The sequence below is a fragment of the Gluconobacter sp. P5E10 genome, assembly GCF_018812145.1.
Taxonomy (GTDB): domain Bacteria; phylum Pseudomonadota; class Alphaproteobacteria; order Acetobacterales; family Acetobacteraceae; genus Gluconobacter; species Gluconobacter cerinus.
The window spans coordinates 130,768-154,242 of the sequence record NZ_JACRVZ010000005.1 but is presented as its reverse complement, the minus strand read 5'-3'; the positions used below and the strand labels follow the sequence as shown (position 1 = coordinate 154,242).

Annotated in this window: 34 protein-coding genes; all 34 read left to right on the top strand. The window is 55.2% G+C overall.

Annotated elements, in window-relative coordinates:
* Nucleotides 1-32 precede the first annotated feature (32 nt).
* The 34 genes from rpoC (at nucleotide 33) to KP707_RS11965 (ending at nucleotide 23,412) form a co-directional block, all read left to right on the top strand.
* A complete protein-coding gene (rpoC, locus tag KP707_RS12130; RefSeq protein ID WP_086632948.1) occupies nucleotides 33-4,349 on the top strand; it encodes a DNA-directed RNA polymerase subunit beta' in 4,317 nt (1,438 codons plus the stop codon).
* 386 nt (nucleotides 4,350-4,735) lie between these two features.
* Entirely contained in the window at nucleotides 4,736-5,107 is a 372-nt protein-coding gene (gene rpsL / locus KP707_RS12125; protein ID WP_010502158.1) for a 30S ribosomal protein S12, read from the top strand.
* 12 nt (nucleotides 5,108-5,119) lie between these two features.
* Nucleotides 5,120-5,596 carry a 30S ribosomal protein S7 gene (gene rpsG / locus KP707_RS12120; RefSeq protein WP_046901175.1) on the top strand — a complete coding sequence of 159 codons (477 nt, stop codon included), beginning with the start codon at nucleotides 5,120-5,122 and terminating at the stop codon, nucleotides 5,594-5,596.
* A gap of 112 nt (nucleotides 5,597-5,708) precedes the next feature.
* Nucleotides 5,709-6,899, top strand: coding sequence for an elongation factor Tu (gene tuf, locus KP707_RS12115; protein ID WP_086632949.1), 1,191 nt, complete (start codon nucleotides 5,709-5,711; stop codon nucleotides 6,897-6,899).
* Nucleotides 6,900-7,019: 120 nt separating this feature from the next.
* Nucleotides 7,020-7,328, top strand: coding sequence for a 30S ribosomal protein S10 (gene rpsJ / locus KP707_RS12110; protein ID WP_007282720.1), 309 nt, complete (start codon nucleotides 7,020-7,022; stop codon nucleotides 7,326-7,328).
* Between the two features lie 10 nt (nucleotides 7,329-7,338).
* Entirely contained in the window at nucleotides 7,339-8,022 is a 684-nt protein-coding gene (gene rplC / locus KP707_RS12105) for a 50S ribosomal protein L3 (protein WP_046901177.1), read from the top strand.
* A gap of 11 nt (nucleotides 8,023-8,033) precedes the next feature.
* Entirely contained in the window at nucleotides 8,034-8,648 is a 615-nt protein-coding gene (gene rplD, locus KP707_RS12100; RefSeq protein ID WP_046901178.1) for a 50S ribosomal protein L4, read from the top strand.
* Between the two features lie 41 nt (nucleotides 8,649-8,689).
* Nucleotides 8,690-8,986 (top strand): 50S ribosomal protein L23, encoded by a 297-nt coding sequence (locus KP707_RS12095; protein WP_174694852.1) that lies wholly within the window; start codon nucleotides 8,690-8,692, stop codon nucleotides 8,984-8,986.
* Between the two features lie 15 nt (nucleotides 8,987-9,001).
* The gene (rplB, locus tag KP707_RS12090; RefSeq protein ID WP_046901180.1) at nucleotides 9,002-9,832 is read left to right on the top strand and encodes a 50S ribosomal protein L2; all 831 of its coding nucleotides are present in this window, start codon (nucleotides 9,002-9,004) and stop codon (nucleotides 9,830-9,832) included.
* Between the two features lie 16 nt (nucleotides 9,833-9,848).
* The gene (rpsS, locus tag KP707_RS12085) at nucleotides 9,849-10,127 is read left to right on the top strand and encodes a 30S ribosomal protein S19 (protein WP_007282725.1); all 279 of its coding nucleotides are present in this window, start codon (nucleotides 9,849-9,851) and stop codon (nucleotides 10,125-10,127) included.
* 2 nt (nucleotides 10,128-10,129) lie between these two features.
* Nucleotides 10,130-10,537, top strand: a complete 408-nt coding sequence (rplV, locus tag KP707_RS12080) for a 50S ribosomal protein L22 (RefSeq protein ID WP_046901181.1) — start codon at nucleotides 10,130-10,132, stop codon at nucleotides 10,535-10,537.
* A gap of 3 nt (nucleotides 10,538-10,540) precedes the next feature.
* Nucleotides 10,541-11,218, top strand: coding sequence for a 30S ribosomal protein S3 (rpsC, locus tag KP707_RS12075; RefSeq protein WP_046901182.1), 678 nt, complete (start codon nucleotides 10,541-10,543; stop codon nucleotides 11,216-11,218).
* 55 nt (nucleotides 11,219-11,273) lie between these two features.
* The gene (rplP, locus tag KP707_RS12070) at nucleotides 11,274-11,690 is read left to right on the top strand and encodes a 50S ribosomal protein L16 (RefSeq protein ID WP_007282728.1); all 417 of its coding nucleotides are present in this window, start codon (nucleotides 11,274-11,276) and stop codon (nucleotides 11,688-11,690) included.
* Nucleotide 11,691: 1 nt separating this feature from the next.
* The gene (gene rpmC, locus KP707_RS12065; protein WP_010502114.1) at nucleotides 11,692-11,925 is read left to right on the top strand and encodes a 50S ribosomal protein L29; all 234 of its coding nucleotides are present in this window, start codon (nucleotides 11,692-11,694) and stop codon (nucleotides 11,923-11,925) included.
* A gap of 13 nt (nucleotides 11,926-11,938) precedes the next feature.
* Nucleotides 11,939-12,211, top strand: coding sequence for a 30S ribosomal protein S17 (gene rpsQ, locus KP707_RS12060; protein ID WP_010502113.1), 273 nt, complete (start codon nucleotides 11,939-11,941; stop codon nucleotides 12,209-12,211).
* Nucleotides 12,212-12,223: 12 nt separating this feature from the next.
* Entirely contained in the window at nucleotides 12,224-12,592 is a 369-nt protein-coding gene (rplN, locus tag KP707_RS12055; RefSeq protein WP_007282731.1) for a 50S ribosomal protein L14, read from the top strand.
* On the top strand, nucleotides 12,592-12,912 hold the full coding sequence (gene rplX, locus KP707_RS12050; RefSeq protein ID WP_046901183.1) for a 50S ribosomal protein L24: 321 nt from the start codon (nucleotides 12,592-12,594) through the stop codon (nucleotides 12,910-12,912). Before rplN ends, rplX begins: the two co-directional genes overlap by 1 nt.
* A gap of 11 nt (nucleotides 12,913-12,923) precedes the next feature.
* Nucleotides 12,924-13,487 (top strand): 50S ribosomal protein L5, encoded by a 564-nt coding sequence (gene rplE / locus KP707_RS12045; RefSeq protein ID WP_046901184.1) that lies wholly within the window; start codon nucleotides 12,924-12,926, stop codon nucleotides 13,485-13,487.
* A gap of 134 nt (nucleotides 13,488-13,621) precedes the next feature.
* Nucleotides 13,622-13,927, top strand: coding sequence for a 30S ribosomal protein S14 (gene rpsN / locus KP707_RS12040; RefSeq protein ID WP_007282734.1), 306 nt, complete (start codon nucleotides 13,622-13,624; stop codon nucleotides 13,925-13,927).
* 12 nt (nucleotides 13,928-13,939) lie between these two features.
* Entirely contained in the window at nucleotides 13,940-14,338 is a 399-nt protein-coding gene (rpsH, locus tag KP707_RS12035; RefSeq protein WP_010502111.1) for a 30S ribosomal protein S8, read from the top strand.
* Nucleotides 14,339-14,348: 10 nt separating this feature from the next.
* Nucleotides 14,349-14,885 carry a 50S ribosomal protein L6 gene (gene rplF / locus KP707_RS12030; RefSeq protein WP_046901185.1) on the top strand — a complete coding sequence of 179 codons (537 nt, stop codon included), beginning with the start codon at nucleotides 14,349-14,351 and terminating at the stop codon, nucleotides 14,883-14,885.
* Complete coding sequence (gene rplR / locus KP707_RS12025; RefSeq protein ID WP_046901186.1) at nucleotides 14,885-15,247, top strand: 50S ribosomal protein L18; 363 nt, start codon at nucleotides 14,885-14,887, stop codon at nucleotides 15,245-15,247. The genes rplF and rplR overlap by 1 nt, the downstream gene beginning before the upstream one ends.
* A gap of 12 nt (nucleotides 15,248-15,259) precedes the next feature.
* Nucleotides 15,260-15,832: a 30S ribosomal protein S5 gene (rpsE, locus tag KP707_RS12020; protein WP_046901187.1), complete on the top strand. Its 573-nt coding sequence runs from the start codon at nucleotides 15,260-15,262 to the stop codon at nucleotides 15,830-15,832.
* The gene (rpmD, locus tag KP707_RS12015) at nucleotides 15,825-16,013 is read left to right on the top strand and encodes a 50S ribosomal protein L30 (protein ID WP_046901188.1); all 189 of its coding nucleotides are present in this window, start codon (nucleotides 15,825-15,827) and stop codon (nucleotides 16,011-16,013) included. Before rpsE ends, rpmD begins: the two co-directional genes overlap by 8 nt.
* Nucleotide 16,014: 1 nt before the next feature.
* On the top strand, nucleotides 16,015-16,500 hold the full coding sequence (rplO, locus tag KP707_RS12010) for a 50S ribosomal protein L15 (RefSeq protein WP_046901189.1): 486 nt from the start codon (nucleotides 16,015-16,017) through the stop codon (nucleotides 16,498-16,500).
* A 96-nt stretch (nucleotides 16,501-16,596) separates the two neighbouring features.
* Nucleotides 16,597-17,970 carry a preprotein translocase subunit SecY gene (secY, locus tag KP707_RS12005; protein ID WP_046901190.1) on the top strand — a complete coding sequence of 458 codons (1,374 nt, stop codon included), beginning with the start codon at nucleotides 16,597-16,599 and terminating at the stop codon, nucleotides 17,968-17,970.
* Nucleotides 17,967-18,548 carry an adenylate kinase gene (locus KP707_RS12000; RefSeq protein ID WP_099213179.1) on the top strand — a complete coding sequence of 194 codons (582 nt, stop codon included), beginning with the start codon at nucleotides 17,967-17,969 and terminating at the stop codon, nucleotides 18,546-18,548. The genes secY and KP707_RS12000 overlap by 4 nt, the downstream gene beginning before the upstream one ends.
* A gap of 217 nt (nucleotides 18,549-18,765) precedes the next feature.
* On the top strand, nucleotides 18,766-19,143 hold the full coding sequence (gene rpsM, locus KP707_RS11995; RefSeq protein WP_046901192.1) for a 30S ribosomal protein S13: 378 nt from the start codon (nucleotides 18,766-18,768) through the stop codon (nucleotides 19,141-19,143).
* Nucleotides 19,144-19,201: 58 nt separating this feature from the next.
* On the top strand, nucleotides 19,202-19,594 hold the full coding sequence (rpsK, locus tag KP707_RS11990) for a 30S ribosomal protein S11 (protein WP_007282744.1): 393 nt from the start codon (nucleotides 19,202-19,204) through the stop codon (nucleotides 19,592-19,594).
* Nucleotides 19,595-19,724: 130 nt separating this feature from the next.
* Nucleotides 19,725-20,744 carry a DNA-directed RNA polymerase subunit alpha gene (locus KP707_RS11985; protein ID WP_046901193.1) on the top strand — a complete coding sequence of 340 codons (1,020 nt, stop codon included), beginning with the start codon at nucleotides 19,725-19,727 and terminating at the stop codon, nucleotides 20,742-20,744.
* 28 nt (nucleotides 20,745-20,772) lie between these two features.
* Nucleotides 20,773-21,192, top strand: a complete 420-nt coding sequence (rplQ, locus tag KP707_RS11980; RefSeq protein ID WP_046901194.1) for a 50S ribosomal protein L17 — start codon at nucleotides 20,773-20,775, stop codon at nucleotides 21,190-21,192.
* Nucleotides 21,193-21,526: 334 nt separating this feature from the next.
* Nucleotides 21,527-22,843, top strand: a complete 1,317-nt coding sequence (locus tag KP707_RS11975) for an MFS transporter (protein ID WP_174694847.1) — start codon at nucleotides 21,527-21,529, stop codon at nucleotides 22,841-22,843.
* A gap of 112 nt (nucleotides 22,844-22,955) precedes the next feature.
* On the top strand, nucleotides 22,956-23,189 hold the full coding sequence (locus KP707_RS11970) for a hypothetical protein (protein WP_099213180.1): 234 nt from the start codon (nucleotides 22,956-22,958) through the stop codon (nucleotides 23,187-23,189).
* 52 nt (nucleotides 23,190-23,241) lie between these two features.
* Nucleotides 23,242-23,412: a DUF1328 domain-containing protein gene (locus KP707_RS11965; RefSeq protein WP_007282750.1), complete on the top strand. Its 171-nt coding sequence runs from the start codon at nucleotides 23,242-23,244 to the stop codon at nucleotides 23,410-23,412.
* Nucleotides 23,413-23,475: the final 63 nt, after the last annotated feature.

Genomic DNA, 23,475 nt, shown 5'->3' with positions numbered 1-23,475 from the left:
GGACGCTGCGGCGCGCATTGGGGTTTCGGCGCATGAACGAACTCATGAAGATCCTGGGTCAGGCTGGCCAGTCGGTAGCCTTCGATCAGATCAAGATCCAGCTCGCTTCCAGCGAGCAGATCCGTTCCTGGTCTTACGGTGAAATCAAAAAGCCGGAGACCATTAATTACCGGACGTTCAAGCCTGAGCGTGACGGCCTTTTCTGTGCCCGTATTTTTGGTCCGATCAAGGACTACGAATGCCTGTGCGGAAAATACAAGCGGATGAAGTTCCGCGGCATTGTCTGTGAAAAGTGCGGTGTTGAAGTTACGCTGGCGAAGGTTCGCCGTGAGCGTATGGGCCATATCGAGCTCGCTTCACCCGTTGCACATATCTGGTTCCTGAAGTCGCTTCCTAGCCGTATTGCTACGATGATGGATATGGCTCTCAAGGATGTTGAGCCAGTTCTGTACTTCGAAAAGTTCCTTGTGCTCGACAAGGGAGTCTGTGACTCCGATCAGATCGAGTCATACAAGAACGGCAAGAAGCGCGACCAGTACCTTCTGGACGAAGTACGTTGTGAAGATCTTCTGGATGAATATCCGGATGCAGGCATCGACGTTGGTATCGGCGCTGAAGCCATCAAGCGTGCACTTTCCACGTATGATTGGGGTATTCCCAACGCTCAGGAGCGCGAACTGAGCCTTGCCGCTAAGGCAAAGGGCTTGGCGGATCCGTTTGACTATGATGCTGAAGTCATGGAAGGCGATTCCGAAAAGACGATGATGCGCAAGAAGCTGCGCAAGGCAACGTCTGAGGCTGCTCGTAAGAAGCTGGTTAAGCGTCTGAAGCTTGTTGAGGCATTCGTTGAGAGTGGTTCTCGTCCGGATTGGATGATCATGGACATTATTCCGGTGATCCCACCGGAACTGCGTCCGCTGGTCCCGCTGGATGGCGGTCGTTTTGCCACGTCCGATCTGAATGATCTGTATCGTCGCGTTATCAACCGTAATAACCGTCTGAAGCGTCTGATCGAGCTTCGTGCGCCGGACATTATTGTTCGCAACGAAAAGCGTATGCTTCAGGAATCTGTCGATGCGCTGTTCGATAACGGTCGTCGTGGACGTGCCATCACGGGTGCCAACAAGCGTCCGCTGAAGTCTCTGTCCGACATGCTCAAGGGCAAGCAGGGCCGTTTCCGTCAAAACCTTCTTGGTAAGCGCGTTGACTACTCTGGCCGTTCGGTCATCGTGGTTGGCCCGGAGCTGAAGCTGCACCAGTGCGGTCTTCCAAAGAAGATGGCGCTAGAGCTTTTCAAGCCGTTCATCTACTCGAAGCTTGAGAAGTATGGTCACGCTACCACCATTAAAGCTGCAAAGCGCATGGTGGAGAAAGAGCGTCCGGAAGTTTGGGATATCCTCGAAGAGGTTATCCGCGAGCATCCTGTGATGCTGAACCGTGCGCCGACGCTTCACCGTCTTGGTATTCAGGCATTTGAGCCAACGCTGATCGAAGGGAAGGCTATCCAGCTTCACCCGCTGGTCTGCACCGCGTTCAATGCTGACTTTGACGGCGATCAGATGGCCGTGCACGTTCCGTTGTCGCTCGAAGCGCAGCTGGAAGCTCGCGTGCTGATGATGTCCACAAACAACATCCTTAGCCCGGCTAACGGTAAGCCGATTATCGTGCCGTCTCAGGATATTGTTCTGGGTCTCTATTATCTGAGCCTTGAAGTTCCTGAGTATCGGGCAACACCAGACGAAGCTGTTATCGAAGGCGACAAGGTCGTTAAGGCTGCGCCGCCAGCATACTCGGATGTTGCAGAAATCGAGAGCGCAATGCTGTCGGGCACTCTGCAACTGCACGATAAGATTCGTCTGCGCCTGCCGACCGTTGATGAAAACGGTAAGCCGATCCGCCAGATGATCGTGACGACGCCGGGACGCGCGCTTATTGCGCAGATCCTGCCGAAGCACCCAGCGATTCCGTTCAGCCTGATCAATAAGCAGCTGACGAAGAAGAACGTGTCTGACGTAATTGACACGGTCTACCGTCACTGTGGTCAGAAGGAAGCAGTGATCTTCTGTGACCGTCTGATGGGTCTTGGCTTCCGTCATGCTGCCCGTGCCGGCATCTCCTTCGGCAAGGATGACATGATCATTCCGGCAGAAAAGGCGCCGCTGGTTGCCAAGACGTCGGAAGAGGTCAAGGAATTCGAACAGCAGTATCAGGATGGTCTGATCACCGCCGGCGAGCGCTATAACAAGGTGGTTGACGCATGGTCACGTTGCACGGACGAAGTCCAGGCAGCCATGCTGAAGGAAATTTCCAAGCAGGTTATCGGTAAGCCGACCAACTCTGTCTGGATGATGAGCCACTCCGGTGCTCGTGGGTCGCCGGCCCAGATGAAGCAGCTCGCTGGTATGCGCGGTCTGATGGTGAAGCCTTCGGGCGAAATTATCGAACAGCCGATTATCGCGAACTTCAAAGAAGGTCTGTCGGTTCTCGATTACTTCACGTCCAGCCATGGTGCTCGTAAGGGCCTCGCGGATACGGCTCTGAAGACTGCAAACTCGGGTTATCTGACGCGTCGTCTCGTTGACGTTGCCCAGGATTGCATCATCGTTGAGCCGGATTGCGGTACCGAACGCGGCCTGACGGTTCGTGCAGTTATGGATAGTGGCGAAGTCGTCGCTTCGCTGTCTGAGCGTATTCTGGGACGTACGACGTCCAAGGATGTGCTGCACCCGGTGACGCATGAAGTTCTGCTTCCGCGCAACACCCTGATCGAGGAGCCTGAAGCCGAGCTCATCGAGAAGGCCGGCGTCGAGAGCATGGAGATCCGCTCGGTTCTGACATGCGATAGCCGCGTTGGTATCTGTGCGCATTGCTATGGTCGTGATCTGGCTCGCGGTACGCCGGTAAACATTGGTGAAGCTGTCGGCGTTATTGCCGCTCAGTCAATCGGTGAGCCTGGTACCCAGCTGACGATGCGTACCTTCCATATTGGTGGTGCAGCAACGCGTGGCGCCGAGCAGTCGATGGTCGAAGCCTCCCGTGATGGGCGTGTGACGATCAAGAACCGCAACGTGGTTGAGAACTCTCAGAAGGTTCTGGTGGTGATGTCGCGTAACTGCGAAATCCTGCTGACCGATGAGAACGGTGTCGAGCGTGCCCGTTATCGTGTGCCTTATGGTGCACGTCTGATGGTGGGCGAGGGTGAGGCAGTCGCACGTGGTCAGAAGATGGCTGAGTGGGACCCGTACACCCTTCCAATCATCACCGAGCAGGCTGGTACGGTTGAATACCTTGACCTGATCGACAGCATCACGCTTGTCGAACGTATGGATGAGGTCACAGGCCTTAGCTCCAAGGTTGTGGTTGACTACAAGCAGGCTTCTAAGGGTGTTGATCTTCGTCCACGTCTGCAGCTCAAGGATGCTGCGGGTAATGTGGTCAAGCTCGCCAATGGCAATGATGCTCGCTACTTCCTCTCACCAGACAGTATTTTGTCGATTGAGAATGGTGCCGAAGTTCATGCTGGTGACGTGCTGGCGCGTATTCCGCGTGAAGGTTCCAAGACCCGTGACATTACCGGTGGTCTGCCGCGTGTTGCCGAACTGTTCGAAGCCCGCCGACCGAAGGATCATGCGATCATTGCCGAAGGCGATGGGCGTATTGAGTTCGGGAAGGATTACAAGTCGAAGCGTTGCGTTATCGTGAAAAACGACGAGACCAGCGAAGAGACGCAGTATCTCATCCCGAAGGGCAAGCACGTTTCCGTTCAGGAAGGTGACTTTGTTCAGAAGGGTGATCCGCTGGTCGATGGTCCGCGTGTGCCGCATGACATTCTGAAAGTTATGGGTGTCGAGGCGCTTTCGGATTATCTGGTTAACGAAATTCAGGACGTCTATCGACTGCAGGGCGTGAAGATCAATGACAAGCACATCGAGGTCATTGTTCGTCAGATGCTGCAGAAGGTTGAAATTCTGGAGCCAGGGGATTCTACCTATCTGATCGGCGAGACCGTGGATCGGATTGAGTACGAGATCGAGAACCAGCGTCTTCAGGAAAACGGTGATACCCCAGCAGTGGCTATGCCGGTGCTACAGGGCATTACCAAGGCTTCCCTGCAGACGCAGTCCTTTATCTCGGCAGCATCCTTCCAGGAGACGACGCGCGTACTTACGGACGCTGCGACGTCTGGTAAGGTCGACACACTGAACGGTCTCAAGGAGAACGTGATTGTGGGTCGTCTGATCCCGGCCGGTACTGGTAGCGTTATGAACCGTCTGCGCGGCATTGCTGCCAGCCAGGATCGTCATCGCGTTGGCCGTTCAGCGGCTGAAGTGAAAGACGCGGCAGAATAATGAGAAACTCCTCTGTTCCTCTTTTAGAAGAAGAGCAGGGGGGAAATTGCGGCGATTCTAAAAACTCTCTCTTTAGAATCGCCGCAATTTTAGCCGAAACACTTGACTCAACGCGGAACCCTTCGTAGGTTCCGCGCCCTCGGCTACTCCCGTCTAATTAGGCGAAAAAAAGCCGTCGAAGACAAAGAATCGCATGTGGTGCCGCTACCTCGGATTCGGGGGATGCCAAGGCCGCACGCTACAAAAGGAGGGAAATGGCTTTTGCTGTTTCTCTTTCCAAATGTGGGATAGGCAGGCGGTTCAGCCGCATGTCGATTTGAATAAAATGTCATGGCAGAAAGTCTGGTGCTTTCTGTCCGGAATAGGACAAGGATTGGGAAGGGCGCATGCCGACCATCAACCAGTTGATCGCGAACGGCCGTGAGCCGGCCGCAAAGCGGAATAAGGTCCCTGCACTACAGGGATGCCCCCAGAAGCGTGGCGTATGCACGCGCGTGTACACGGTAACGCCAAAGAAGCCGAACTCCGCTCTGCGTAAGGTCGCCAAGGTGCGTCTGACCAACGGGTACGAGGTCGTAAGCTACATTCCGGGTGAAGGTCATAACCTTCAGGAACACAGTGTTGTTCTTATCCGTGGTGGGCGAGTGAAGGATCTTCCTGGTGTGCGTTATCACATCCTGCGAGGCGTGCTTGACACGCAGGGCATCGCTAAGCGTCGTCAGCGTCGTTCGCTGTATGGCGCGAAGCGTCCGAAGTAAGAGGTATTTGGAATGAGTCGCCGTCACCGCGCTGTAAAGCGTGAGATCCTTCCCGATCCAAAATTCGGAGACATCGTCATTACGCGCTTCATGAATGCGCTGATGTACGATGGAAAGAAATCCACCGCCGAAGGCATCGTTTACGGTGCTCTCGAGGTTCTGCGTCACCGTGGTGGTGCAACTGCTGACCCGGTGGCTATGTTCCACTCGGCTCTGGACAACGTGAAGCCGGCTGTTGAAGTCCGTTCACGTCGTGTCGGTGGTGCTACCTATCAGGTGCCTGTCGAAGTGCGCACTGAGCGCCGTCAGGCTCTGGCGATCCGGTGGTTGATCGATGCCTCCCGCAAGCGCGGTGAGAACACGATGCAGGAGCGCTTGTCCAACGAACTGATGGACGCGGTTAACAATCGTGGCGCTGCTGTAAAGAAGCGCGAAGACACCCACCGTATGGCTGAAGCCAACAAGGCATTCAGTCACTATCGCTGGTAATCAGAACCCGCTAAAGGGCTTCCGGCAGTATCTGGGAATCTAACAGGTACTGACTGGATGAACTTTCAGTCTTATCTCTGCCTCGTGGAAGGCAGGGTTTTGGAGAAAGACGATGGCAAAGGCTAAATTCGAGCGGAACAAGCCGCACTGCAACATTGGTACGATCGGTCACGTCGATCACGGCAAGACCTCGCTGACTGCTGCAATCACCAAGGTGCTGGCAAAGACCGGTGGCGCAACGTTCAGCGCATATGACCAGATCGACAAGGCTCCTGAAGAGCGCGCTCGTGGTATCACCATCTCCACGGCTCACGTTGAGTATGAGACGAAGAACCGTCACTACGCTCACGTCGACTGCCCTGGCCATGCTGACTACGTCAAGAACATGATCACTGGTGCCGCTCAGATGGATGGCGCAATTCTGGTTGTGTCCGCTGCTGACGGCCCGATGCCACAGACGCGTGAGCACATCCTGCTTGCCCGTCAGGTCGGTGTTCCTGCTCTGGTCGTGTTCCTGAACAAGGTCGATCAGGTTGATGACGAAGAGCTGCTTGAGCTGGTGGAAATGGAAGTTCGCGAGCTTCTGTCTTCCTACCAGTTCCCAGGCGACGATATCCCCATCGTCAAGGGTTCTGCTCTTGTGACTCTTGAAGATGGTGATGCCACCATCGGTGAAGATCGCGTTCTTGAGCTGATGGAAGCTGTAGACACCTACATTCCGCAGCCTGAGCGTCCGGTCGATCGTCCGTTCCTGATGCCGATCGAAGACGTGTTCTCGATCTCTGGTCGTGGTACGGTTGTTACTGGCCGTGTCGAGCGTGGCGTTGTGAACGTTGGCGATGAAGTTGAAATCATCGGCCTGAAGGACACCATCAAGACAACCGTTACGGGTGTTGAGATGTTCCGCAAGCTGCTCGATCGCGGTGAAGCTGGTGACAACATCGGTGCACTGGTTCGTGGCACGAAGCGTGAAGACGTTGAGCGTGGTCAGGTTCTTGCAAAGCCAGGTTCCATTACGCCGCACAAGACGTTCAAGGCTGAGGCTTACATCCTCACGAAGGAAGAAGGTGGCCGTCATACGCCGTTCTTCACGAACTACCGCCCGCAGTTCTATTTCCGTACGACCGACGTCACTGGCGTCGTGACGCTGCCAGAAGGCACGGAAATGGTCATGCCGGGTGATAACGTAGCCATGGATGTCGAGCTGATTGCTCCGATCGCCATGGACGAAGGCCTCCGCTTCGCAATTCGCGAAGGTGGCCGCACCGTGGGTGCAGGCGTGGTTTCTTCAATCAGCGCCTAAGTCCTGCGTTTCGCCGTTGATATGGAAGCCCCGGCCAGATTTATTTCTGGCCGGGGTTCCCTTTCAGATGCAATGGCAGTAGGACGAGACCCGAATTTTTGAGTTGGACGAATTAAGACTATGGACAACCAGAACATCCGCATTCGCCTTAAGGCGTACGATCATCGAGTGCTGGACAACAGCACCAAAGAGATCGTAAACACGGCGAAGCGTACGGGTGCGCGGGTTCGGGGTCCGATCCCGCTGCCGACGCATATCGAACGTTTCACGGTGAACCGTTCGCCACACGTGGATAAGAAAAGCCGCGAGCAGTTCGAAATTCGGACTCACCGCCGGCTGCTCGACATTGTCGAGCCGACACCGCAGACCGTGGACGCCCTCATGAAGCTCGACCTCGCCGCTGGCGTTGATGTCGAGATCAAACTCTAAGGTCCAGACGATGCGTACCGGATTGATTGCAAAAAAGCTGGGGATGACCCGGCTGTTTAAAGAAGACGGCACTCATGTGCCTGTGACGGTCCTGCACCTTGACGAAGTTCAGGTTGTGGATACCCGCACGAATGAGCGTGATGGCTATACAGCCGTTCAGCTCGGTCTTGGTAATGCCAAGGTGAAGAATGTCACCAAGGCAAATCGTGGCCACTTTGCCCGTACCAAGGTTGAGCCGAAGAAGCACCTCGTAGAGTTCCGCGTTGCGGAAGATGCTCTGCTTGAGGCCGGCGCAAAGCTCTCCGCTAACCATTTCGTGGTTGGGCAGAAAGTTGATGTCACGGGCCAGAGTAAGGGTAAAGGTTTTGCGGGTGTTATGAAGCGTCATAACTTCGCTGGCCTTGAAGCCTCTCACGGCGTTTCCATTAGCCACCGTTCTCATGGTTCTACGGGACAGCGCCAGGATCCTGGCAAGGTCTTCAAGGGCAAGAAGATGGCAGGCCATATGGGTGACGAGCGTGTTACAACGCTGAACCTGGAAGTGGCAGCCGTGGATGAAGAGCGTAACCTGATTATGGTCAGGGGTGCGATTCCTGGTGCGAAGAATAGCCTTGTGCTGATTCGCGATGCAATCAAGAAGGCTCGCCACGCCGATGCGCCGTACCCGGCTGCAGTCGTAGCGGCCGCCGGTTGAGGACGAGGGGCATGGAATACGATATCAAGACCCTCGATAATGGCAGCGCTGGCTCAGTCGCGCTTCCAGAAGAGATTTTCGCGGTTTCTCCGCGTGCCGACATCATGGCGCGAGTTGTTCACTGGCAGCTGGCTAAGCGCCGCGCTGGCACGCATCGCACCAAAGGCATGGGTGAAGTTTCTGGTACGACGAAGAAGCCGTTCCGCCAGAAGGGCACCGGTTCTGCACGTCAGGGCTCGCTGCGTGCGCCGCAGTTCCGTACGGGTGGCGTTGTTCATGGTCCGGTTGTCCGTGACCACGGATACGATCTGCCAAAGAAGGTTCGTCGTCTCGGCCTGATTTCTGCGCTGTCGCAGAAGGCTGCTGCTGGCAAGCTGGTTGTGCTCGATACCGCTAATGGCGTGAGCAAGACCCGTGAAGCTGCTGCTAAGCTCAAGGTTCTCGGCTGGTCCTCCGCGTTGATTGTGGATGGTGCGGTTGATGAGCAGTTTGCTCGTGCGGTTGCGAACCTGCCGAAGATTGACGTCCTGCCGACCATCGGCGCGAACGTCTATGACATCCTCAACCACGATGTACTGGTTATTACCCGTGCGGGTCTTGAGGGTCTTAAGGAGCGTCTGGCATGACCATCTCTATCGTCATGAACGCACGTAAGACAGCTGAGAACATGTCTCAGGAAGCTCTTTACGATGTGGTCCGTTCGCCGCTGATCACGGAAAAGGCTACGCTTCTTTCGGAGCGTAATCAGGTTGTTTTCAAGGTCTCCACGACTGCAACCAAGCCGCAGATCAAGGCCGCTGTCGAGAAGCTCTTCAACGTTAAGGTTTCTGGCGTGAACACGCTGGTCCAGAAGGGTAAGACGAAGCGCGTCAAGGGTCGTCCTGGTCGCCGCTCTGACATCAAGAAGGCGTATGTACAGCTTGCAGAAGGTCAATCCATTGACCTTACAGCGAAGCTGGGCTGACGCGGGGTAATAACCATGGCACTAAAGCACTTTAATCCCACGACGCCGAGCACACGCGGCACCGTGCTGATTGATCGTAGCGAGCTCTGGAAGGGCAAGCCGGTCAAGCAGCTGACGGAAGGTAAGAACAAGTCTGGCGGTCGTAATAACCACGGCCGTACGACAGTTCGGTTCCGTGGCGGCGGGCACAAGCAGTCCTATCGTTACGTCGATTTCAAGCGTCGTAAGTTCGATGTGGGTGCAACGATTGAACGCCTTGAGTACGATCCAAATCGTACGGCGTTTATCGCACTCATCAAGTACGATGACGGCGAGCTTGCTTACATTCTGGCTCCGCAGCGCATCAAGGTTGGCGATCGCGTCATCTCTGGCGCCCATACGGACGTGAAGCCGGGCAATGCGATGTCTCTTGGCGCTATGCCGGTTGGTACGATTGTTCACAACATTGAACTGAAGCCAGGTGCTGGCGGCAAGATGGCACGTTCCGCTGGAACGTATGCTCAGCTCGTCGGTAAAGACGCGGGCTACGCGCAGATCAAGCTTCAGTCTGGTGAACTACGTCTTGTTCGCGGCGAATGCATGGCAACGGTTGGTGCTGTCTCTAACCCAGACAACATGAACCAGCACATGGGTAAAGCTGGACGTTCCCGTTGGCTCGGACGTCGTCCGCACAACCGTGGCGTTGTCATGAACCCGGTCGATCACCCACATGGTGGTGGTGAAGGTCGTACATCTGGTGGCCGTCATCCGGTTACGCCGTGGGGCGTTCCGACGAAGGGTTACAAGACGCGTGTTAACAAAAAGACGGATAGCTTGATCATCCGTCGCCGTAAGTCCGGCAAGTAAGAGGGGGCAAACAGAGATGGCACGTTCCGTCTGGAAGGGCCCGTTCGTTGACGGGTATCTGTTCGGCAAAGCAGAAGCAGCACGTGCTTCTGGTCGTAACGAAGTGATCAAGATCTGGTCACGTCGTTCCACGATTCTGCCGCAGTTCGTCGGGCTTACGTTCGGCGTCTATAATGGTCACAAGTTCCTGCCTGTGCAGGTCACGGAGAACATGGTCGGTCACAAGTTCGGTGAATTCTCACCGACACGGACCTACACCGGTCATGGCTCTGACAAGAAGTCGAAGCGGGGCTGAAAATGAGCAAGCCGAAGCACATCCGCACGCTTGCTGATACGGAAGCGCAAGCAATTACGCGTAACATCCGTGTTAGCCCGCGTAAGCTGAACCTGGTTGCGGCAATGATCCGTAACCAGCCAGCTGACAAGGCTATTGCCGCTCTGACCTTCTCGCGTCGCCGTATCGCGCAGCAGGTCAAGAAGACTCTTGAGAGCGCCGTGGCCAACGCTGAGAACAATCATCAGCTGGACGTTGATCGTCTGGTTGTGAAGACGGCTGAAGTCGGCAAGTCCATTGTCATGAAGCGTTTTCACGCTCGTGGCCGTGGTCGCTCGGCTCGCGTTGAAAAGTTCTTCAGCCACCTGAAGATTGTTGTGGCCGAAGCTGCAGAAGCGTCGGAAACCAGCGAAGAGCAGAAGGCAGCTTGATCCATGGGACATAAGGTCAATCCAATCGGGCTTCGGCTCGGTGTTAACCGTACCTGGGATAGCCGCTGGTACGCAGGTGCAGACTATGCACGTCTTCTTCATGAAGACCTTAAGCTGCGTGCATTCCTGCGTCGTAAGCTGTCTGGTGCTGGTGTCTCTCGTGTTGTTATCGAGCGTCCGGCAAAGAAGCCCCGCGTAACGATCTACGCTGCCCGTCCGGGTGTCGTGATCGGTAAGAAGGGTCAGGACATCGATGCACTGCGTAAGGAACTGAGCCGTATGGCGAAGACCGACGTGGCGCTGAACATCGTTGAGATCCGTAAGCCGGAAATCGACGCAACTCTGGTTGCTGAAAACATTGCTCAGCAGCTTGAGCGTCGCGTTGCTTTCCGCCGCGCCATGAAGCGCGCAATCCAGTCTGCAATGCGTCTGGGCGCCCAGGGCATCCGTATTACTTGCAGCGGACGTCTGGGTGGTGCCGAAATCGCACGTGACGAGAAGTATCGTGAGGGACGTGTGCCGTTGCATACGCTCCGCGCTGATATCGACTATGGCACGGCGACGGCCAAGACGACTTATGGAACCTGCGGTGTGAAGGTCTGGATCTTCAAGGGTGAGATCCTGGCTCATGACCCCCTGGCACAAGACCGTCGTGCCGCGGAGCAGGCTCCGCAACGTTGAATTGTAGGCGAAAGCCTACAGTTCCATTGCTGGTGCTGATTGAGGATTTAACAACATGCTTTCCCCAAAGCGGACAAAGTTTCGTAAAGCTCACAAAGGCCGTATCCACGGTCTTGCGAAAAGCGGAACGCAGCTGAACTTCGGTGCATATGGTCTGAAGGCTCTTGAGCCAGAGCGGATCACGGCCCGTCAGATCGAAGCGTCCCGTCGTGCTATTACTCGTGCGATGAAGCGTGCCGGTCGCGTCTGGATTCGTATTTTTCCTGACCTTCCGGTCTCGACAAAGCCTGCAGAAGTGCGTATGGGCTCGGGCAAGGGTTCCCCAGAGTACTGGGCAGCTCGTGTCAAGCCAGGTCGCATCCTGTTTGAGATCGAAGGCGTTCCGCCGGAAGTCGCTCGCTTGGCATTGAGCCTGGGAGCTGCAAAGCTTCCGATCAAGACCAAGTTCGTTCAGCGTATCGGAGACGCGTAAGATGGCCGACACGTACAAGCCTGCAGATCTGCGCGCGAAGAGCGAGGACGAGCTGAACGCTCTGCTCATCGATCTGAAGCGCGAACAGATTAATCACCGTTTTGCGGCTGCCACCGGGCAGTCGGAAAACACAAGCCGTGTTAAGGTCGTGCGTCGTGCTGTCGCGCGCATCAAGACACTGGCTCATCAATCGAAGAACCGTGCGGGCGCCCAAACGTCCGCCGCAAAGTCCTGAGAGGAGACGGACGATGCCAAGGCGCGTCCTGACAGGGCGAGTAACGAGCGACAAGATGGACAAGACGGTTACCGTTCTTGTTGATCGTCGTATCATGCACCCGCTCTATAAGAAATTCATCCGCCGCTCCAAAAAGTATGCGGCTCATGATGAAGCCAACGTCTGCCAAATTGGCGATCTGGTTCGTATTGAAGAATGCGCACCGATTTCCAAGCGCAAGACTTGGTCTGTCGTCGCACGCAACGGAGAGGACATGGCTTCGGCTTCCTCTTCCGTCAGCGCATAAGGGGGTAGGCACATGATTCATCCCGAGACCAACCTTGACGTCGCCGATAATTCCGGTGCGCGTCGGGTGCAGTGCATCAAGGTGCTGGGCGGCTCCAAGCGGAAGACTGCCTCGGTCGGCGACATCATTGTCGTATCCGTTAAGGAAGCCATTCCCCGCGGTAAGGTGAAGAAGGGTGACGTCCATCAGGCCGTTATCGTTCGTACGTCTTATCCGGTACGTCGTGCAGACGGATCTGCGATCCGTTTTGACAAGAATGCTGCTGTGCTGATTAACAAGCAGCAGGAGCCGATTGGCACGCGTATCTTTGGCCCGGTCGTTCGTGAACTGCGTGCACGCAAGTTCATGAAGATTATCTCCCTGGCGCCGGAGGTGCTGTAATGGCTGCACGTATTAAAAAAGGCGATCAGGTCCTCGTTCTTTCCGGCAAGTCCCGGGGCGTTCGTGGTGAAGTCCTTTCAGTGATGCCAAAAGCTGAGAAAGCTGTCGTCCGCGGCGTAGCTATCGCTAAGCGTCACACGAAGCCCAACCGCGCAGGTGGAGAAGGTGGTATCATCGAGCAGGAAATGCCGATCCATCTGTCAAACCTGAAGCTGGTTGATCCCAAGAGCGGTAAGCCGACACGCGTTGGCTTTCGGGTTCTTGAAGACGGTCGCAAAGTTCGTGTTGCTAAGGCAACCGGCGAAGTGATCGAAGGCTGAGGAACGCAAAAATGAGCGATAACAACACCGCTTTGCCGCGTATGCAGCAGCGCTACGAAGAAATTCTTCGTAAGCAGCTTCTTGAGCAGTTCGGCTACGCAAACCCGATGCAGGTTCCTAAGCTCGAGAAGATCGTGCTGAACATGGGCGTTGGCGAAGCAGCTGGCGACCAGAAGAAGCTGGATGCAGCAGTTGCTGAAATGGCAGCGATTTCCGGTCAAAAGCCGGTCAAGACGCTGGCACGCAAGGCTATTGCTGGCTTCAAGATCCGTGAAGGTCTTCCGATCGGTTGTAAGGTTACTCTGCGTCGTCAGCGTATGTATGAGTTCCTCGACCGTCTCGTGACGATCGCAATGCCTCGCATTCGTGATTTCCGTGGTCTTCCGGCAAACAAGGGTTTTGATGGTCGTGGCAACTTCGCCATGGGCATCAAGGAACAGATTGTTTTCCCGGAAATCGAATATGACAAGATCGATGCCGTTCGCGGTATGGACATCATCTTCGTGACCACTGCAAAGACCGATGCCGAAGCAAAGGCTCTGCTGAAGGCCTTCGATCTGCCGTTTGCAGGTTGATCAGGTAATTTTTCAGACCGATCGCGACTAAAAATAAGGATTCGGCCTTCCATTGGAAGGCCGCTTTCCTTTATAGACACGCAGATTGGAAAACCGTCGGGATAGGCCTGACAGGTTCCGGGAGAAAATTCGAGATGGCGAAGATCTCAGCGGTTAACCGTAATAACCATCGCGCAGCTCTTGCAAAGCGCGATAAGGAAAAGCGGACCGCTCTTAAAAACATCATCAAGGATCGTTCCCTTTCGGTTGAAGACCGATTTGAAGCGACTCTTAAGCTGGCACAGATGCCACGTAACGGATCCGCAACGCGCGTCCGTCTTCGTTGCAAGCTGACCGGTCGTCCCCGTGCTAACTACCGTAAGTTCGAGCTTTGCCGTATCGCTCTGCGTGATCTTGCGTCCGCCGGCCAGATTCCTGGCATGGTCAAGTCGAGCTGGTAAGGGATAGATCGAATGTCGTTGTCTGATCCACTGGGTGATATGCTTACCCGGATCCGTAATGCTCAGCGTGCTCGTCATGCTGCCTGCGTTGCGCCCGCTTCCAAGCTTCGCACGAACGTGCTTGAGGCTCTGAAGCGTGAAGGTTACATCCGTGGTTTTTCCACGGAAGAAGTCCGTAAGGGCGTATCGCAGCTCCGTATTGAGCTGAAGTACGTTGAAGGGCAGCCGGTCATTAAGGAAATCCATAGGGTCTCCAAGCCTGGCCGTCGTGTCTATTCGAAGATCAAGGAACTTCCGCGCGTTTATGCCGGCCTTGGTGTGTCGATCCTGTCCACCCCGCGTGGCGTCCTTTCGGACGTCGAGGCCCGCGCTGCCAATGTTGGCGGCGAGGTTCTCTGCCGCGTCTTCTGAGGAGGGTCGCATGTCTCGCGTAGGTAAATATCCCGTAGAAGTTCCGGCAGGTGTGCAGGTCGCAGTTGCCAACGGTGTCTTCACGGCCAAAGGCAAGCTTGGTGAACTGAGCTTCCCGGTTTCTCGTCACGTGGACGTGAAAATCGAAGACAACTCAGTTGCAGTTGCTCCGATTGGTCGTCGCTCCCGTGAAAACTGGACGATGTGGGGAACGACGCGCGCTCTGATCGCAAATATGGTCAAGGGTGTGTCTGTTGGTTTCACCAAGGGTCTTGAAATTCAGGGTACGGGTTTCCGTGCAGCTGTTCAGGGATCCAATCTGGTGATGAACCTCGGCTTCTCGCACGATGTCGTTTATCCGATTCCGGCCGGTATCAAGATCACCACGCCGCGTCCGACCGCTATTGTTGTTGAAGGCAACGACAAGCAGCGCGTTGGTCAGGTCGCTCTCGATATTCGCAGCTTCCGCAAGCCTGAGCCATACAAGGGCAAGGGCGTTCGTTATGACACGGAAGTTCTGCGTCGCAAGGAAGGTAAGAAGAAGTAATGGCATCGCAGCAAGGATTGCAGGAACGTCGCCGTCAGCGGCTGCGTTTCCAGCTTCGTCGCAAGAGCGGCGGCCGGCCGCGTTTGTCGGTCTTCCGTTCCAGCAAGCACATTCACGCCCAGATCATCGACGATGCACAGGGTCGTACTCTTGCCAGCGCATCTACGCTGGAAAAAGAGCTCCGCGACAATGGCAACACCGGTGCTAACGTGGACGCAGCTTCGGCGATCGGCAAGCTGATCGCGGAACGTGGCTTGGCAGCTGGCGTGACGGCCGTCGTGTTTGATCGCGGCGCTTATGTCTATCATGGCCGGGTCAAGGCCCTGGCAGAGGCTGCCCGTGAGGGCGGACTCTCGTTCTAAGGAGGATCACACATGGCACGTGAGCCAAGAGAAGGCGGCCGTGGTGGTCGTGAGCGCGAGCAGGGCGACGATCTGGTCGACAAGCTCGTAACCATCAATCGTGTTGCCAAGGTTGTTAAGGGTGGCCGTCGCTTTGCTTTCGCAGCGCTGGTTGTCGTTGGCGATCAGAAGGGACGCGTTGGTTACGGTGCGGGTAAAGCTCGTGAAGTGCCCGAAGCTATCCGTAAGGCTACCGAGCGCGCCAAGCGTACGATGATCCGCGTACCAATGAAGGAGGGTCGTACCCTTCATCATGATACGTCAGGTCACTACGGCGCTGGTAAGGTTGTTGTTCGTGCGGCTGAGGCCGGTACGGGTATCATCGCCGGTGGTCCGATGCGTGCGGTTTTCGAGAGCCTGGGTGTTAACGACGTTGTCGCTAAGAGCCTCGGAACGCGTAACCCGCACAACATGATCAAGGCTACGTTCGCTGCCCTTGAAAAGGCAAGCAGCCCTCGCAACGTCGCTTCGCGTCGTGGCAAGAAGGCCGCTGAACTTTTCGGTAAGCGCGAGCAGGCTCAGACCGAGGAGACTGCAAATGTCTGAAAACGGTAAGACCGTTCAGGTAAAGCAGATCGCTTCTGTCATTGGTCGTAAACCGGGCCAGGCTGAGACCCTTGTTGGTCTTGGTCTGCGCGGTATCGGTTCCACCCGTACGCTGGAAGATACTCCGGCTGTGCGTGGGATGATCCGCAAGGTTGCCCACCTCATCCAGGTGGAGGGTTGAAATGAACCTCAACGAATTGCGCGATAATGAGGGCTCTCGTTATCGCAAGAAGCGCCTAGGACGTGGCATTGGTTCCGGTAAGGGTAAGACCTCCGGACGCGGTGTTAAGGGTCAGAAGGCTCGTGAAGGCGTCTCGCTGAATGGCTTTGAAGGTGGTCAGCTTCCGCTGTATCGCCGTATGCCTAAGCGTGGCTTCGTGAACATCTTCCGCAAGGAATATGCTCCGGTAAACCTTGGCGCGATTTCCAAGGCTATCGAAGCAGGTAAGCTGGATAAGTCAGCTCCTGTCACGGAAGCAACACTTCGCGCTGCTGGGCTTGTCAATGGCAAGACCCATGGTGTTCGTCTTCTTGCGAAGGGTGAACTTTCGCATGGCGTAACCATCGAAGTCGACGGTGCTTCCGCAGCAGCTCTTGCTGCTGTTGAGAAGGCTGGTGGCTCCGTTAAGGTGCTTGCACCGAAGAAGGAAGTTCAGGCTGAAGCCTGAGTTCTCCTCTCCCAGATTTATCTGGGGTATGGTTAGATAGTGAACAGCGTCCCGTGCAGATGTGCGGCGACGCTGTTTTCATGAAAGGACAGGTGGATGGCTTCCGCAGCAGAGCAGCTCGCCGCCAATCTCAATATGAGTTCCTTTGCCAAGGCGACTGAACTCAAGAAGCGTATCTGGTTTACGCTTTTGGCCCTTATCGTTTACCGCCTCGGAACATATATCCCTGTTCCTGGTGTTGATGCGACAGTTATGGGTCAGCTGCTGGCACAGCATCAGGGTGGCATTCTGGGCATGTTCGACATGTTCACGGGTGGTGCTCTCGGACGCATGACTGTGTTCGCCCTGAACATCATGCCGTACATCAGTGCATCGATTATCATTCAGCTTCTTTCAACTGCTCTTCCGTCTATGGAGGCAATGAAGAAAGAGGGTGAGGCGGGGCGCAAAAAGCTTAACCAGTATACCCGTTACCTCACTGTTTTCATCGCACTCTTCCAAGCGTACGGCATCGCTGTTGGGCTGGAGAACATGACGTCTCATGGCGCGAGCGCTGTGGTGATGCCGGGTGTCTTCTTCCTCGCGTCGTGTGTCGTGACGCTGGTCGGTGGCACGATGTTCCTGATGTGGCTTGGCGAGCAGATCACATCACGGGGTGTTGGTAACGGTATTTCGCTGATTATTTTTGCGGGTATTGTCGCCAATCTTCCCCATGCGCTGGCTAGTTTGTTTGAACTGGGTCGCACCGGAGCTTTGTCCCCAATCTTCGTGATGATCTTTCTGGTTATGGCGATTGCCGTCATTGCCTTTATCGTCTTCATGGAGCAGGCGCAGCGTCGTGTTGTGATTCAGTATCCGAAGCGTCAGATTGGCAATCGCATGTTTGGTGGTGACTCCACTCACATGCCGCTGAAGGTGAATACGGCAGGTGTAATCCCTCCCATTTTTGCTTCTTCCGTGTTGCTGATTCCTGTGACGATTTCAGGGTTCATGAACGGGCATAATATGCCGGGTTGGCTTTCCGTTCTCGGGCAGCAGCTTGGTCAGGGACAGCCCCTTTACATGCTGTTCTATGCCGCAATGATCCTGTTTTTCTCATACTTCTACGCGGCTGTGACATTCAATCCTGAAGAAACGGCTGAGAACCTGCGGAAGCAGGGGGGCTTTATTCCGGGTATCCGTCCCGGGGCAAGCACGGCGTCGTATTTTGATCGTATCCTGTCGAGACTGACCACAATCGGTGCTCTGTATCTGGTTGTTGTTTGTCTTCTGCCGCAGATTTTGATCAGCAAGTACAACGTGCCATTTTATTTTGGCGGTACGAGCCTCATCATTATCGTTTCCGTAACGATCGATACCGTGACGCAGGTTCAGTCCCATCTTGTCGCACATCAGTATCAAGGGCTGATCCGCAAGCAGCGTAGCCGTGGTTCCAGGAATGGCGTTTCGGGAGGAAACAAGCGTCGATGAATATTATTCTTCTTGGTCCTCCTGGGGCAGGTAAGGGCACGCAGGCAAAGCGTCTTGAGCAGCTTTATGGCCTTAAGCAAATCTCCACTGGAGATATGCTGCGCGCTGAAGTTGCTGCTGGTACGCCTATCGGACAAGAGGCTAAGGCCATTATGGAAAGGGGAGAATTCCTTCCTGATCCTATTATGGTAAAGATGATCCAGGGGCGTATAGCGCAGCCGGACTGTGCTCAGGGGTTTATTCTGGACGGTTTTCCAAGAACGGAAAGCCAGGCGGAAGCACTTGATGCCATGTTGGGCACCGATGGGTTGAAGATTGATGCCGTCATTCTTCTGGACGTTGCCGAAGATCAGCTTGTCGAGCGTATTGCCAGTCGTACTGCGGAAGATGGTACACGCCGGCCAGATGACAATCCTGAGGTGGTGAGATCTCGTCTTGATATCTATCGCCGTCAGACTGCACCAATCCTTCCTTATTATGAGAAGGCTGGTCGTTTGAAGCATGTTGATGGAATGCTGGGTGTTGACGAAGTGGGTGCAGAGATTGATGCACTCATCGGAAAGACCGCAAAAAATTGAAGAAATGAGAATGATCACGCAGAAGTGATCATTCTCATTTGACTCAAGGGGGGTGCCCGGTATATTGCGCGCCCTCGACATATCTGTGGCGTGAAGGTGGCCCTGGGTTCCGGAATCGGACTGGGAGCTGACATGCCTGCGATGCAAACGATCCGGTTTCGACCGGACATGAAACAGGCTGACGCGGTCAATTGATCGCGTCGATGGGAGAATTGGCGTGGCACGTATTGCCGGCGTAAACATTCCGACCAACAAGCGGGTGGTCATCAGCCTGCGCTATGTCTACGGCATTGGCCCGTCGACCGCGCAGGCAATCTGCAGCAAGCTCGGTATCCCCGATGCAAAGCGCGTCAACGAACTGTCTGATGACGAGATCGTAAAGATCCGTGAACTGATCGACGGTGAGCACCGCGTTGAAGGCGACCTGCGTCGCGAAACCGCTATGAACATCAAGCGTCTGATGGATCTGGGCTGCTACCGCGGTCTGCGTCATCGTCGCGGCCTTCCGGTCCGCGGTCAGCGTACGCACACGAATGCACGTACCCGTAAGGGTAAGGCAGTGGCGATTGCTGGCAAGAAGAAGGTCACGCGCTAATTTGCGCCTGACTGCTTCACTCTGACGCTTCTCGCTAACTTTTAGGACGACCTCTATTATGGCTAAGGCCGCAGCACCGCGCATTCGCAAGAAAGAGCGCAAGAATATCATCTCTGGCGTTGCTCACGTGCTTTCCACGTTCAACAACACCATGATCACGATCTCCGATGCGCAGGGTAATGCAATTGCATGGTCCTCCTCGGGCGCACAGGGCTTCAAGGGCTCGCGTAAGTCCACACCGTACGCTGCACAGGTTGCTGCAGAAGACGCAGGCCGCAAGGCACGCGAGCACGGCATGGAAACGCTTGAGATCGAAGTGTCCGGCCCGGGTTCGGGGCGTGAAAGCGCTCTTCGCGCGCTGCAGGCTGTTGGCTTCACGATTACGTCCATTCGTGACATGACGCCGGTGCCCCATAACGGCTGCCGTCCGCGCAAGCGTCGTCGCGTTTGAGTGATGCCATGCCGCGCGTTCGTGAGAATGCGCGGCATGTGTAGTGATTGCATCTCCCTCCGCACGATTTGTGCGGGCCAGGTGCCGCCAATTTTTGTTGGCGGGCTTCGTTGTTTGAAAGGCCACGACCTTGGTTCTCCAGAAAAACTGGCAGTCCCTCATCAAGCCGGAGAAGCTTGAAGTCGAGCCCGGCCCGGTTGCCTCGCGCATCGCCACAGTCGTGGCGGAGCCGCTGGAGCGCGGTTTCGGTATGACGCTCGGTAATGCGCTGCGTCGTATTCTTCTGTCCTCACTACAGGGCGCTGCAGTAACAGCCATTCAGATTGATGGCGTTCTGCATGAGTTCTCGGCTGTTCCAGGTGTGCGCGAAGACGTTACGGACATCGTCCTGAACGTTAAGCAGCTCGCTCTGCGTATGCACAGTGAGGGGCCGAAGCGCATGATTCTCACGGCGACTGGTCCGGGAGAAGTGACGGCAGGACAGATTCAGGCTGGGCATGATATTGAAATCATGAACCCTGATCTCGTGATCTGCACTCTTGATGATGGTGTGAAGCTCGGAATGGAGTTCACCGTCAACATGGGCAAAGGTTACGTTGCTGCTGTTGCAAACCGTCCGGAAGATGCTCCGATTGGTATGATTCCGATCGATGCAATCTACTCACCGGTTCGTCGCGTGTCTTACAAGGTCGAGCAGACCCGCGTTGGTCAGGTTACTGACTACGACAAGCTGCTGCTGACGGTTGAGACGAACGGTGCTGTGACGCCGGAAGACAGTCTGGCTCTTGCTGCGCGTATTCTTCAGGATCAGCTTCAGCTGTTCATCAACTTTGATGAGCCGCGTCCGGTCCAGCATGAAGAGCCGCAGGATGACCTGCCGTTCAACCGCAATCTTCTTCGCAAGGTTGACGAGCTCGAGCTTTCGGTGCGTAGCGCCAACTGCCTCAAGAACGACAACATTGTTTACATTGGCGATCTGGTGCAGAAGTCCGAACAGGAAATGCTCCGTACGCCAAACTTCGGGCGTAAATCGCTCAACGAGATCAAGGAAGTTCTCACCGGTATGGGGCTGTCGCTCGGCATGAGCGTCCCGGCCTGGCCGCCCGAGAACATCGAGGATCTGGCCAAGCGTCTCGACGAGACGTTTTGAGAACTTCTTAGGGTAAGGAAAACTAGCAATGCGTCATGGTGTGAGCGGGCGTAAGCTCAATGTCACCTCTTCTCACCGCGCTGCCATGTTCCGCAACATGGCCGTCGCACTCATCAAGCACGAGCAGATCACGACGACTCTGCCGAAGGCGAAAGAACTTCGCCCGGTTGTTGAGAAGCTGATCACTCTCGGTAAGCGCGGTGACCTGCACGCTCGTCGTCAGGCATTCGCTCAGCTGCGTGATGACACGGTTGTCAGCAAGCTCTTCAGCACGGTTGCAGAGCGCTACAAGGCTCGTGCCGGTGGCTACTCCCGCGTTCTGAAGGCTGGCGTACGCTACGGCGACAATGCCGACATGGCAGTCATCGAACTCGTAGAGCGCGATGTTGATGCCAAGGGCCAGGACAGCGGTCCGAAGCCAGTTGCAGAAGAGCAAGAAGCCGCCTGAGGCTTCTCGTTTTGAGACGAAAAAAAGGCCGGTGCAGCAATGCACCGGCCTTTTTTTTATTCTGCGGTTCACATTGCTGTGCAGAGTGTGTAGTTTTGCCACATCTCTTGCAGGACGATTCCCGTCTGGTTTTTTAACCGGCTGTTTTTCTCCCGCCCGTCAGGGCGGGGAGGGTGTCTCTTTTTCTGAAGGTCGACAATCTGTTGGCCTCGCTGTCCTGCATAATTTTGAGAAACGGGTCCGAGCACTCTCGTAGGGCCCGCAACGACGCCTCCCATATCTGTTTCGGCAATGAGGTCGAAGCAGGTTCGTGACGCGCCTATGCCTGGAGAGCATGAAAATGTCCGAAACAGCCGCACCTAAACGCGGACTAGCGGAAATTCTTGGCATCCCACGCGCCCTTTTCTGGGCTTTTGTTGGTCAGCTTTTATTCATGGTGGGAGACGGTGTCGAAGCCGGATATCTCGACACCTACATGCTGCACCACGGCCACTCCCAAGGGTTCGTCAACGAACTCTTCACTCTTTACGGCATCACGGTCATGATTGCCGCCTGGTTTTCCGGGCCTCTGTCTGATCTGATGGGCCCCAAAAAGGTCATGTGGATCGGCCTGATCCTTTGGGCTCTTCTGGAAGTCTGCTTCCTGACATTCGGGCTTGGTCCGAATAGCGGGCCTATGATCCTTCTCTTTTATGCGCTGCGTGGATTTGCCTATCCGCTGTTCGCATACGGTTTCCTCGTGTGGATTGCTGCCGCCACCCCGGCTGCCATGCTTGGATCGGCTGCTGGATGGTTCTGGTTCTCTTTCTCTGCGGGGCTGCCGACACTTGGCTCCCAGTTTGCACGCTACACGATCCCATATCTTGGTGAACTCAAAACGTTCTGGTGCTCACTGGGTCTGGTGATTATCGGTGGCCTCGTCGCATTGCTGTTTACGCACGAGCCTACGGGCAAGAAGCGTCTTCTGCCTGATCACGTGCCCACCAAAGATATTTTCTTTGGCTCACTCAGCATCATGTGGCGTGAACCCAAGACGACGATTGCTGGCATTGTCCGTATTATCGATACGTCTTCGGAATACGCTTTCCTTGCCATCATGCCAGCGTTCTTTGTGGACCAGCTTCACTTCAGCCTCGAACAATGGCTCAACCTGCTGTCGCTGATTTTCCTTAGCAACATCCTGTTTAACCTTGTCTCCGGCATGATTGCTGACACTTTGGGGCATCGTTTCGTAGTGTCGGTCTTCGGTGGTATCGGCGGCTTCATTGCCATTCCGTTGTTTTACTATGTGCCAATCTGGTACCCGGGAAATTTCTGGGCGGTTGCCGCAGCGGGCATTTTCTATGGTGCAACGGTCGCTGCCTTCGTGCCGCTTTCAGGCCTGATGCCGCAGATTTGCCCACGTGAAAAAGCTGCAGCTCTGTCCATTCTGGGTCTCGGCGCAGGTGCCTCGACATGGGTTGGTCCGGCAATCGTCTCGTTCTGTGGAGCGGTTTTCGGTCCGGGCATGAGCTATGTGATCTGGACATTTGCTGTGATCTACCTTGCGTCTGCTGGTATGACGCTTGCCCTCAAGATTTCTCCTGAGGCTCGTCGTTACACAGAAGAAGCTACGGCCCGGGGCGAAGTGAGTACGACTGTCGGTCACTAAGAGCGATCTGTCACATCTTCGTTGTTAAGCAGTAAAAGAGCAGGGGTGGTTCGTTATCGAGCTGCCCCTGTTTTCTTATGTCGTGGATGAAATGGTTTTGGAGTTGAAAACTATGGATGCGGATCTGGCGTCATATCTGGATGAGAGCGTGCCGTCCTTGCAGGATGGGGCTGGGCGGGTCGTCGACTGCACCCGTGCAAAGAAAAATATTTGCTCGTTCTTAAAAGAAAGTCGGGCAGTTGTGGCTGATCTGATGGTGGATCAGCCGTTGTTCTTGCTGTTTTCGGCATTTCTCAGCGGTCTGTTGTTCGCACGTACTCTTTTTTCAGGAAAGAAACCTTCCTGAGGCGCATGACGTTACGACATGACCACGACCTATAATTCAAGGATCATGTCCCATGCTGCACTATGCTATCGTTTTCTTTATCATTTCCATCATTGCTGGCGTGTTCGGCTTCTCGGGCATTTCTGCCGCGACCGCAGGTATCGCCAAGCTGTTTTTCATTATCTTCCTGGTGCTGGCCGTTCTGGCGATCCTGGCTGGTGTTGCCGGACTGCACGCTCTCTAAGAGCTGCATCTTTTGCCTGAAGAGGCCATAAAAAAGGGCGGGATCTTCAAGATCCCGCCCTTT

What these genes read in the sequence shown, in the direction of transcription:
- rpsK (WP_007282744.1), top strand. Translation starts at nt 19,202, where the DNA reads ATGGCTAAGGCCGCAGCACCGCGCATTCGCAAGAAAGAGCGCAAGAAT.
- rpsJ (WP_007282720.1), top strand. Translation starts at nt 7,020, where the DNA reads ATGGACAACCAGAACATCCGCATTCGCCTTAAGGCGTACGATCATCGA.
- KP707_RS11975 (WP_174694847.1), top strand. Translation starts at nt 21,527, where the DNA reads ATGAAAATGTCCGAAACAGCCGCACCTAAACGCGGACTAGCGGAAATT.
- rpsQ (WP_010502113.1), top strand. Translation starts at nt 11,939, where the DNA reads ATGCCAAGGCGCGTCCTGACAGGGCGAGTAACGAGCGACAAGATGGAC.
- tuf (WP_086632949.1), top strand. Translation starts at nt 5,709, where the DNA reads ATGGCAAAGGCTAAATTCGAGCGGAACAAGCCGCACTGCAACATTGGT.
- rpsL (WP_010502158.1), top strand. Translation starts at nt 4,736, where the DNA reads ATGCCGACCATCAACCAGTTGATCGCGAACGGCCGTGAGCCGGCCGCA.
- rplD (WP_046901178.1), top strand. Translation starts at nt 8,034, where the DNA reads ATGGAATACGATATCAAGACCCTCGATAATGGCAGCGCTGGCTCAGTC.
- rpsE (WP_046901187.1), top strand. Translation starts at nt 15,260, where the DNA reads ATGGCACGTGAGCCAAGAGAAGGCGGCCGTGGTGGTCGTGAGCGCGAG.
- rpsS (WP_007282725.1), top strand. Translation starts at nt 9,849, where the DNA reads ATGGCACGTTCCGTCTGGAAGGGCCCGTTCGTTGACGGGTATCTGTTC.
- rplO (WP_046901189.1), top strand. Translation starts at nt 16,015, where the DNA reads ATGAACCTCAACGAATTGCGCGATAATGAGGGCTCTCGTTATCGCAAG.
- rplF (WP_046901185.1), top strand. Translation starts at nt 14,349, where the DNA reads ATGTCTCGCGTAGGTAAATATCCCGTAGAAGTTCCGGCAGGTGTGCAG.
- rplE (WP_046901184.1), top strand. Translation starts at nt 12,924, where the DNA reads ATGAGCGATAACAACACCGCTTTGCCGCGTATGCAGCAGCGCTACGAA.
- KP707_RS12095 (WP_174694852.1), top strand. Translation starts at nt 8,690, where the DNA reads ATGTCTCAGGAAGCTCTTTACGATGTGGTCCGTTCGCCGCTGATCACG.
- rpsH (WP_010502111.1), top strand. Translation starts at nt 13,940, where the DNA reads ATGTCGTTGTCTGATCCACTGGGTGATATGCTTACCCGGATCCGTAAT.
- rplP (WP_007282728.1), top strand. Translation starts at nt 11,274, where the DNA reads ATGCTTTCCCCAAAGCGGACAAAGTTTCGTAAAGCTCACAAAGGCCGT.
- KP707_RS12000 (WP_099213179.1), top strand. Translation starts at nt 17,967, where the DNA reads ATGAATATTATTCTTCTTGGTCCTCCTGGGGCAGGTAAGGGCACGCAG.
- rplR (WP_046901186.1), top strand. Translation starts at nt 14,885, where the DNA reads ATGGCATCGCAGCAAGGATTGCAGGAACGTCGCCGTCAGCGGCTGCGT.
- rpsG (WP_046901175.1), top strand. Translation starts at nt 5,120, where the DNA reads ATGAGTCGCCGTCACCGCGCTGTAAAGCGTGAGATCCTTCCCGATCCA.
- rplB (WP_046901180.1), top strand. Translation starts at nt 9,002, where the DNA reads ATGGCACTAAAGCACTTTAATCCCACGACGCCGAGCACACGCGGCACC.
- rpmC (WP_010502114.1), top strand. Translation starts at nt 11,692, where the DNA reads ATGGCCGACACGTACAAGCCTGCAGATCTGCGCGCGAAGAGCGAGGAC.
- secY (WP_046901190.1), top strand. Translation starts at nt 16,597, where the DNA reads ATGGCTTCCGCAGCAGAGCAGCTCGCCGCCAATCTCAATATGAGTTCC.
- rplX (WP_046901183.1), top strand. Translation starts at nt 12,592, where the DNA reads ATGGCTGCACGTATTAAAAAAGGCGATCAGGTCCTCGTTCTTTCCGGC.
- rplC (WP_046901177.1), top strand. Translation starts at nt 7,339, where the DNA reads ATGCGTACCGGATTGATTGCAAAAAAGCTGGGGATGACCCGGCTGTTT.
- rpsN (WP_007282734.1), top strand. Translation starts at nt 13,622, where the DNA reads ATGGCGAAGATCTCAGCGGTTAACCGTAATAACCATCGCGCAGCTCTT.
- KP707_RS11970 (WP_099213180.1), top strand. Translation starts at nt 22,956, where the DNA reads ATGGATGCGGATCTGGCGTCATATCTGGATGAGAGCGTGCCGTCCTTG.
- rplQ (WP_046901194.1), top strand. Translation starts at nt 20,773, where the DNA reads ATGCGTCATGGTGTGAGCGGGCGTAAGCTCAATGTCACCTCTTCTCAC.
- rplN (WP_007282731.1), top strand. Translation starts at nt 12,224, where the DNA reads ATGATTCATCCCGAGACCAACCTTGACGTCGCCGATAATTCCGGTGCG.
- rpsC (WP_046901182.1), top strand. Translation starts at nt 10,541, where the DNA reads ATGGGACATAAGGTCAATCCAATCGGGCTTCGGCTCGGTGTTAACCGT.
- rpoC (WP_086632948.1), top strand. Translation starts at nt 33, where the DNA reads ATGAACGAACTCATGAAGATCCTGGGTCAGGCTGGCCAGTCGGTAGCC.
- rplV (WP_046901181.1), top strand. Translation starts at nt 10,130, where the DNA reads ATGAGCAAGCCGAAGCACATCCGCACGCTTGCTGATACGGAAGCGCAA.
- rpmD (WP_046901188.1), top strand. Translation starts at nt 15,825, where the DNA reads ATGTCTGAAAACGGTAAGACCGTTCAGGTAAAGCAGATCGCTTCTGTC.
- KP707_RS11965 (WP_007282750.1), top strand. Translation starts at nt 23,242, where the DNA reads ATGCTGCACTATGCTATCGTTTTCTTTATCATTTCCATCATTGCTGGC.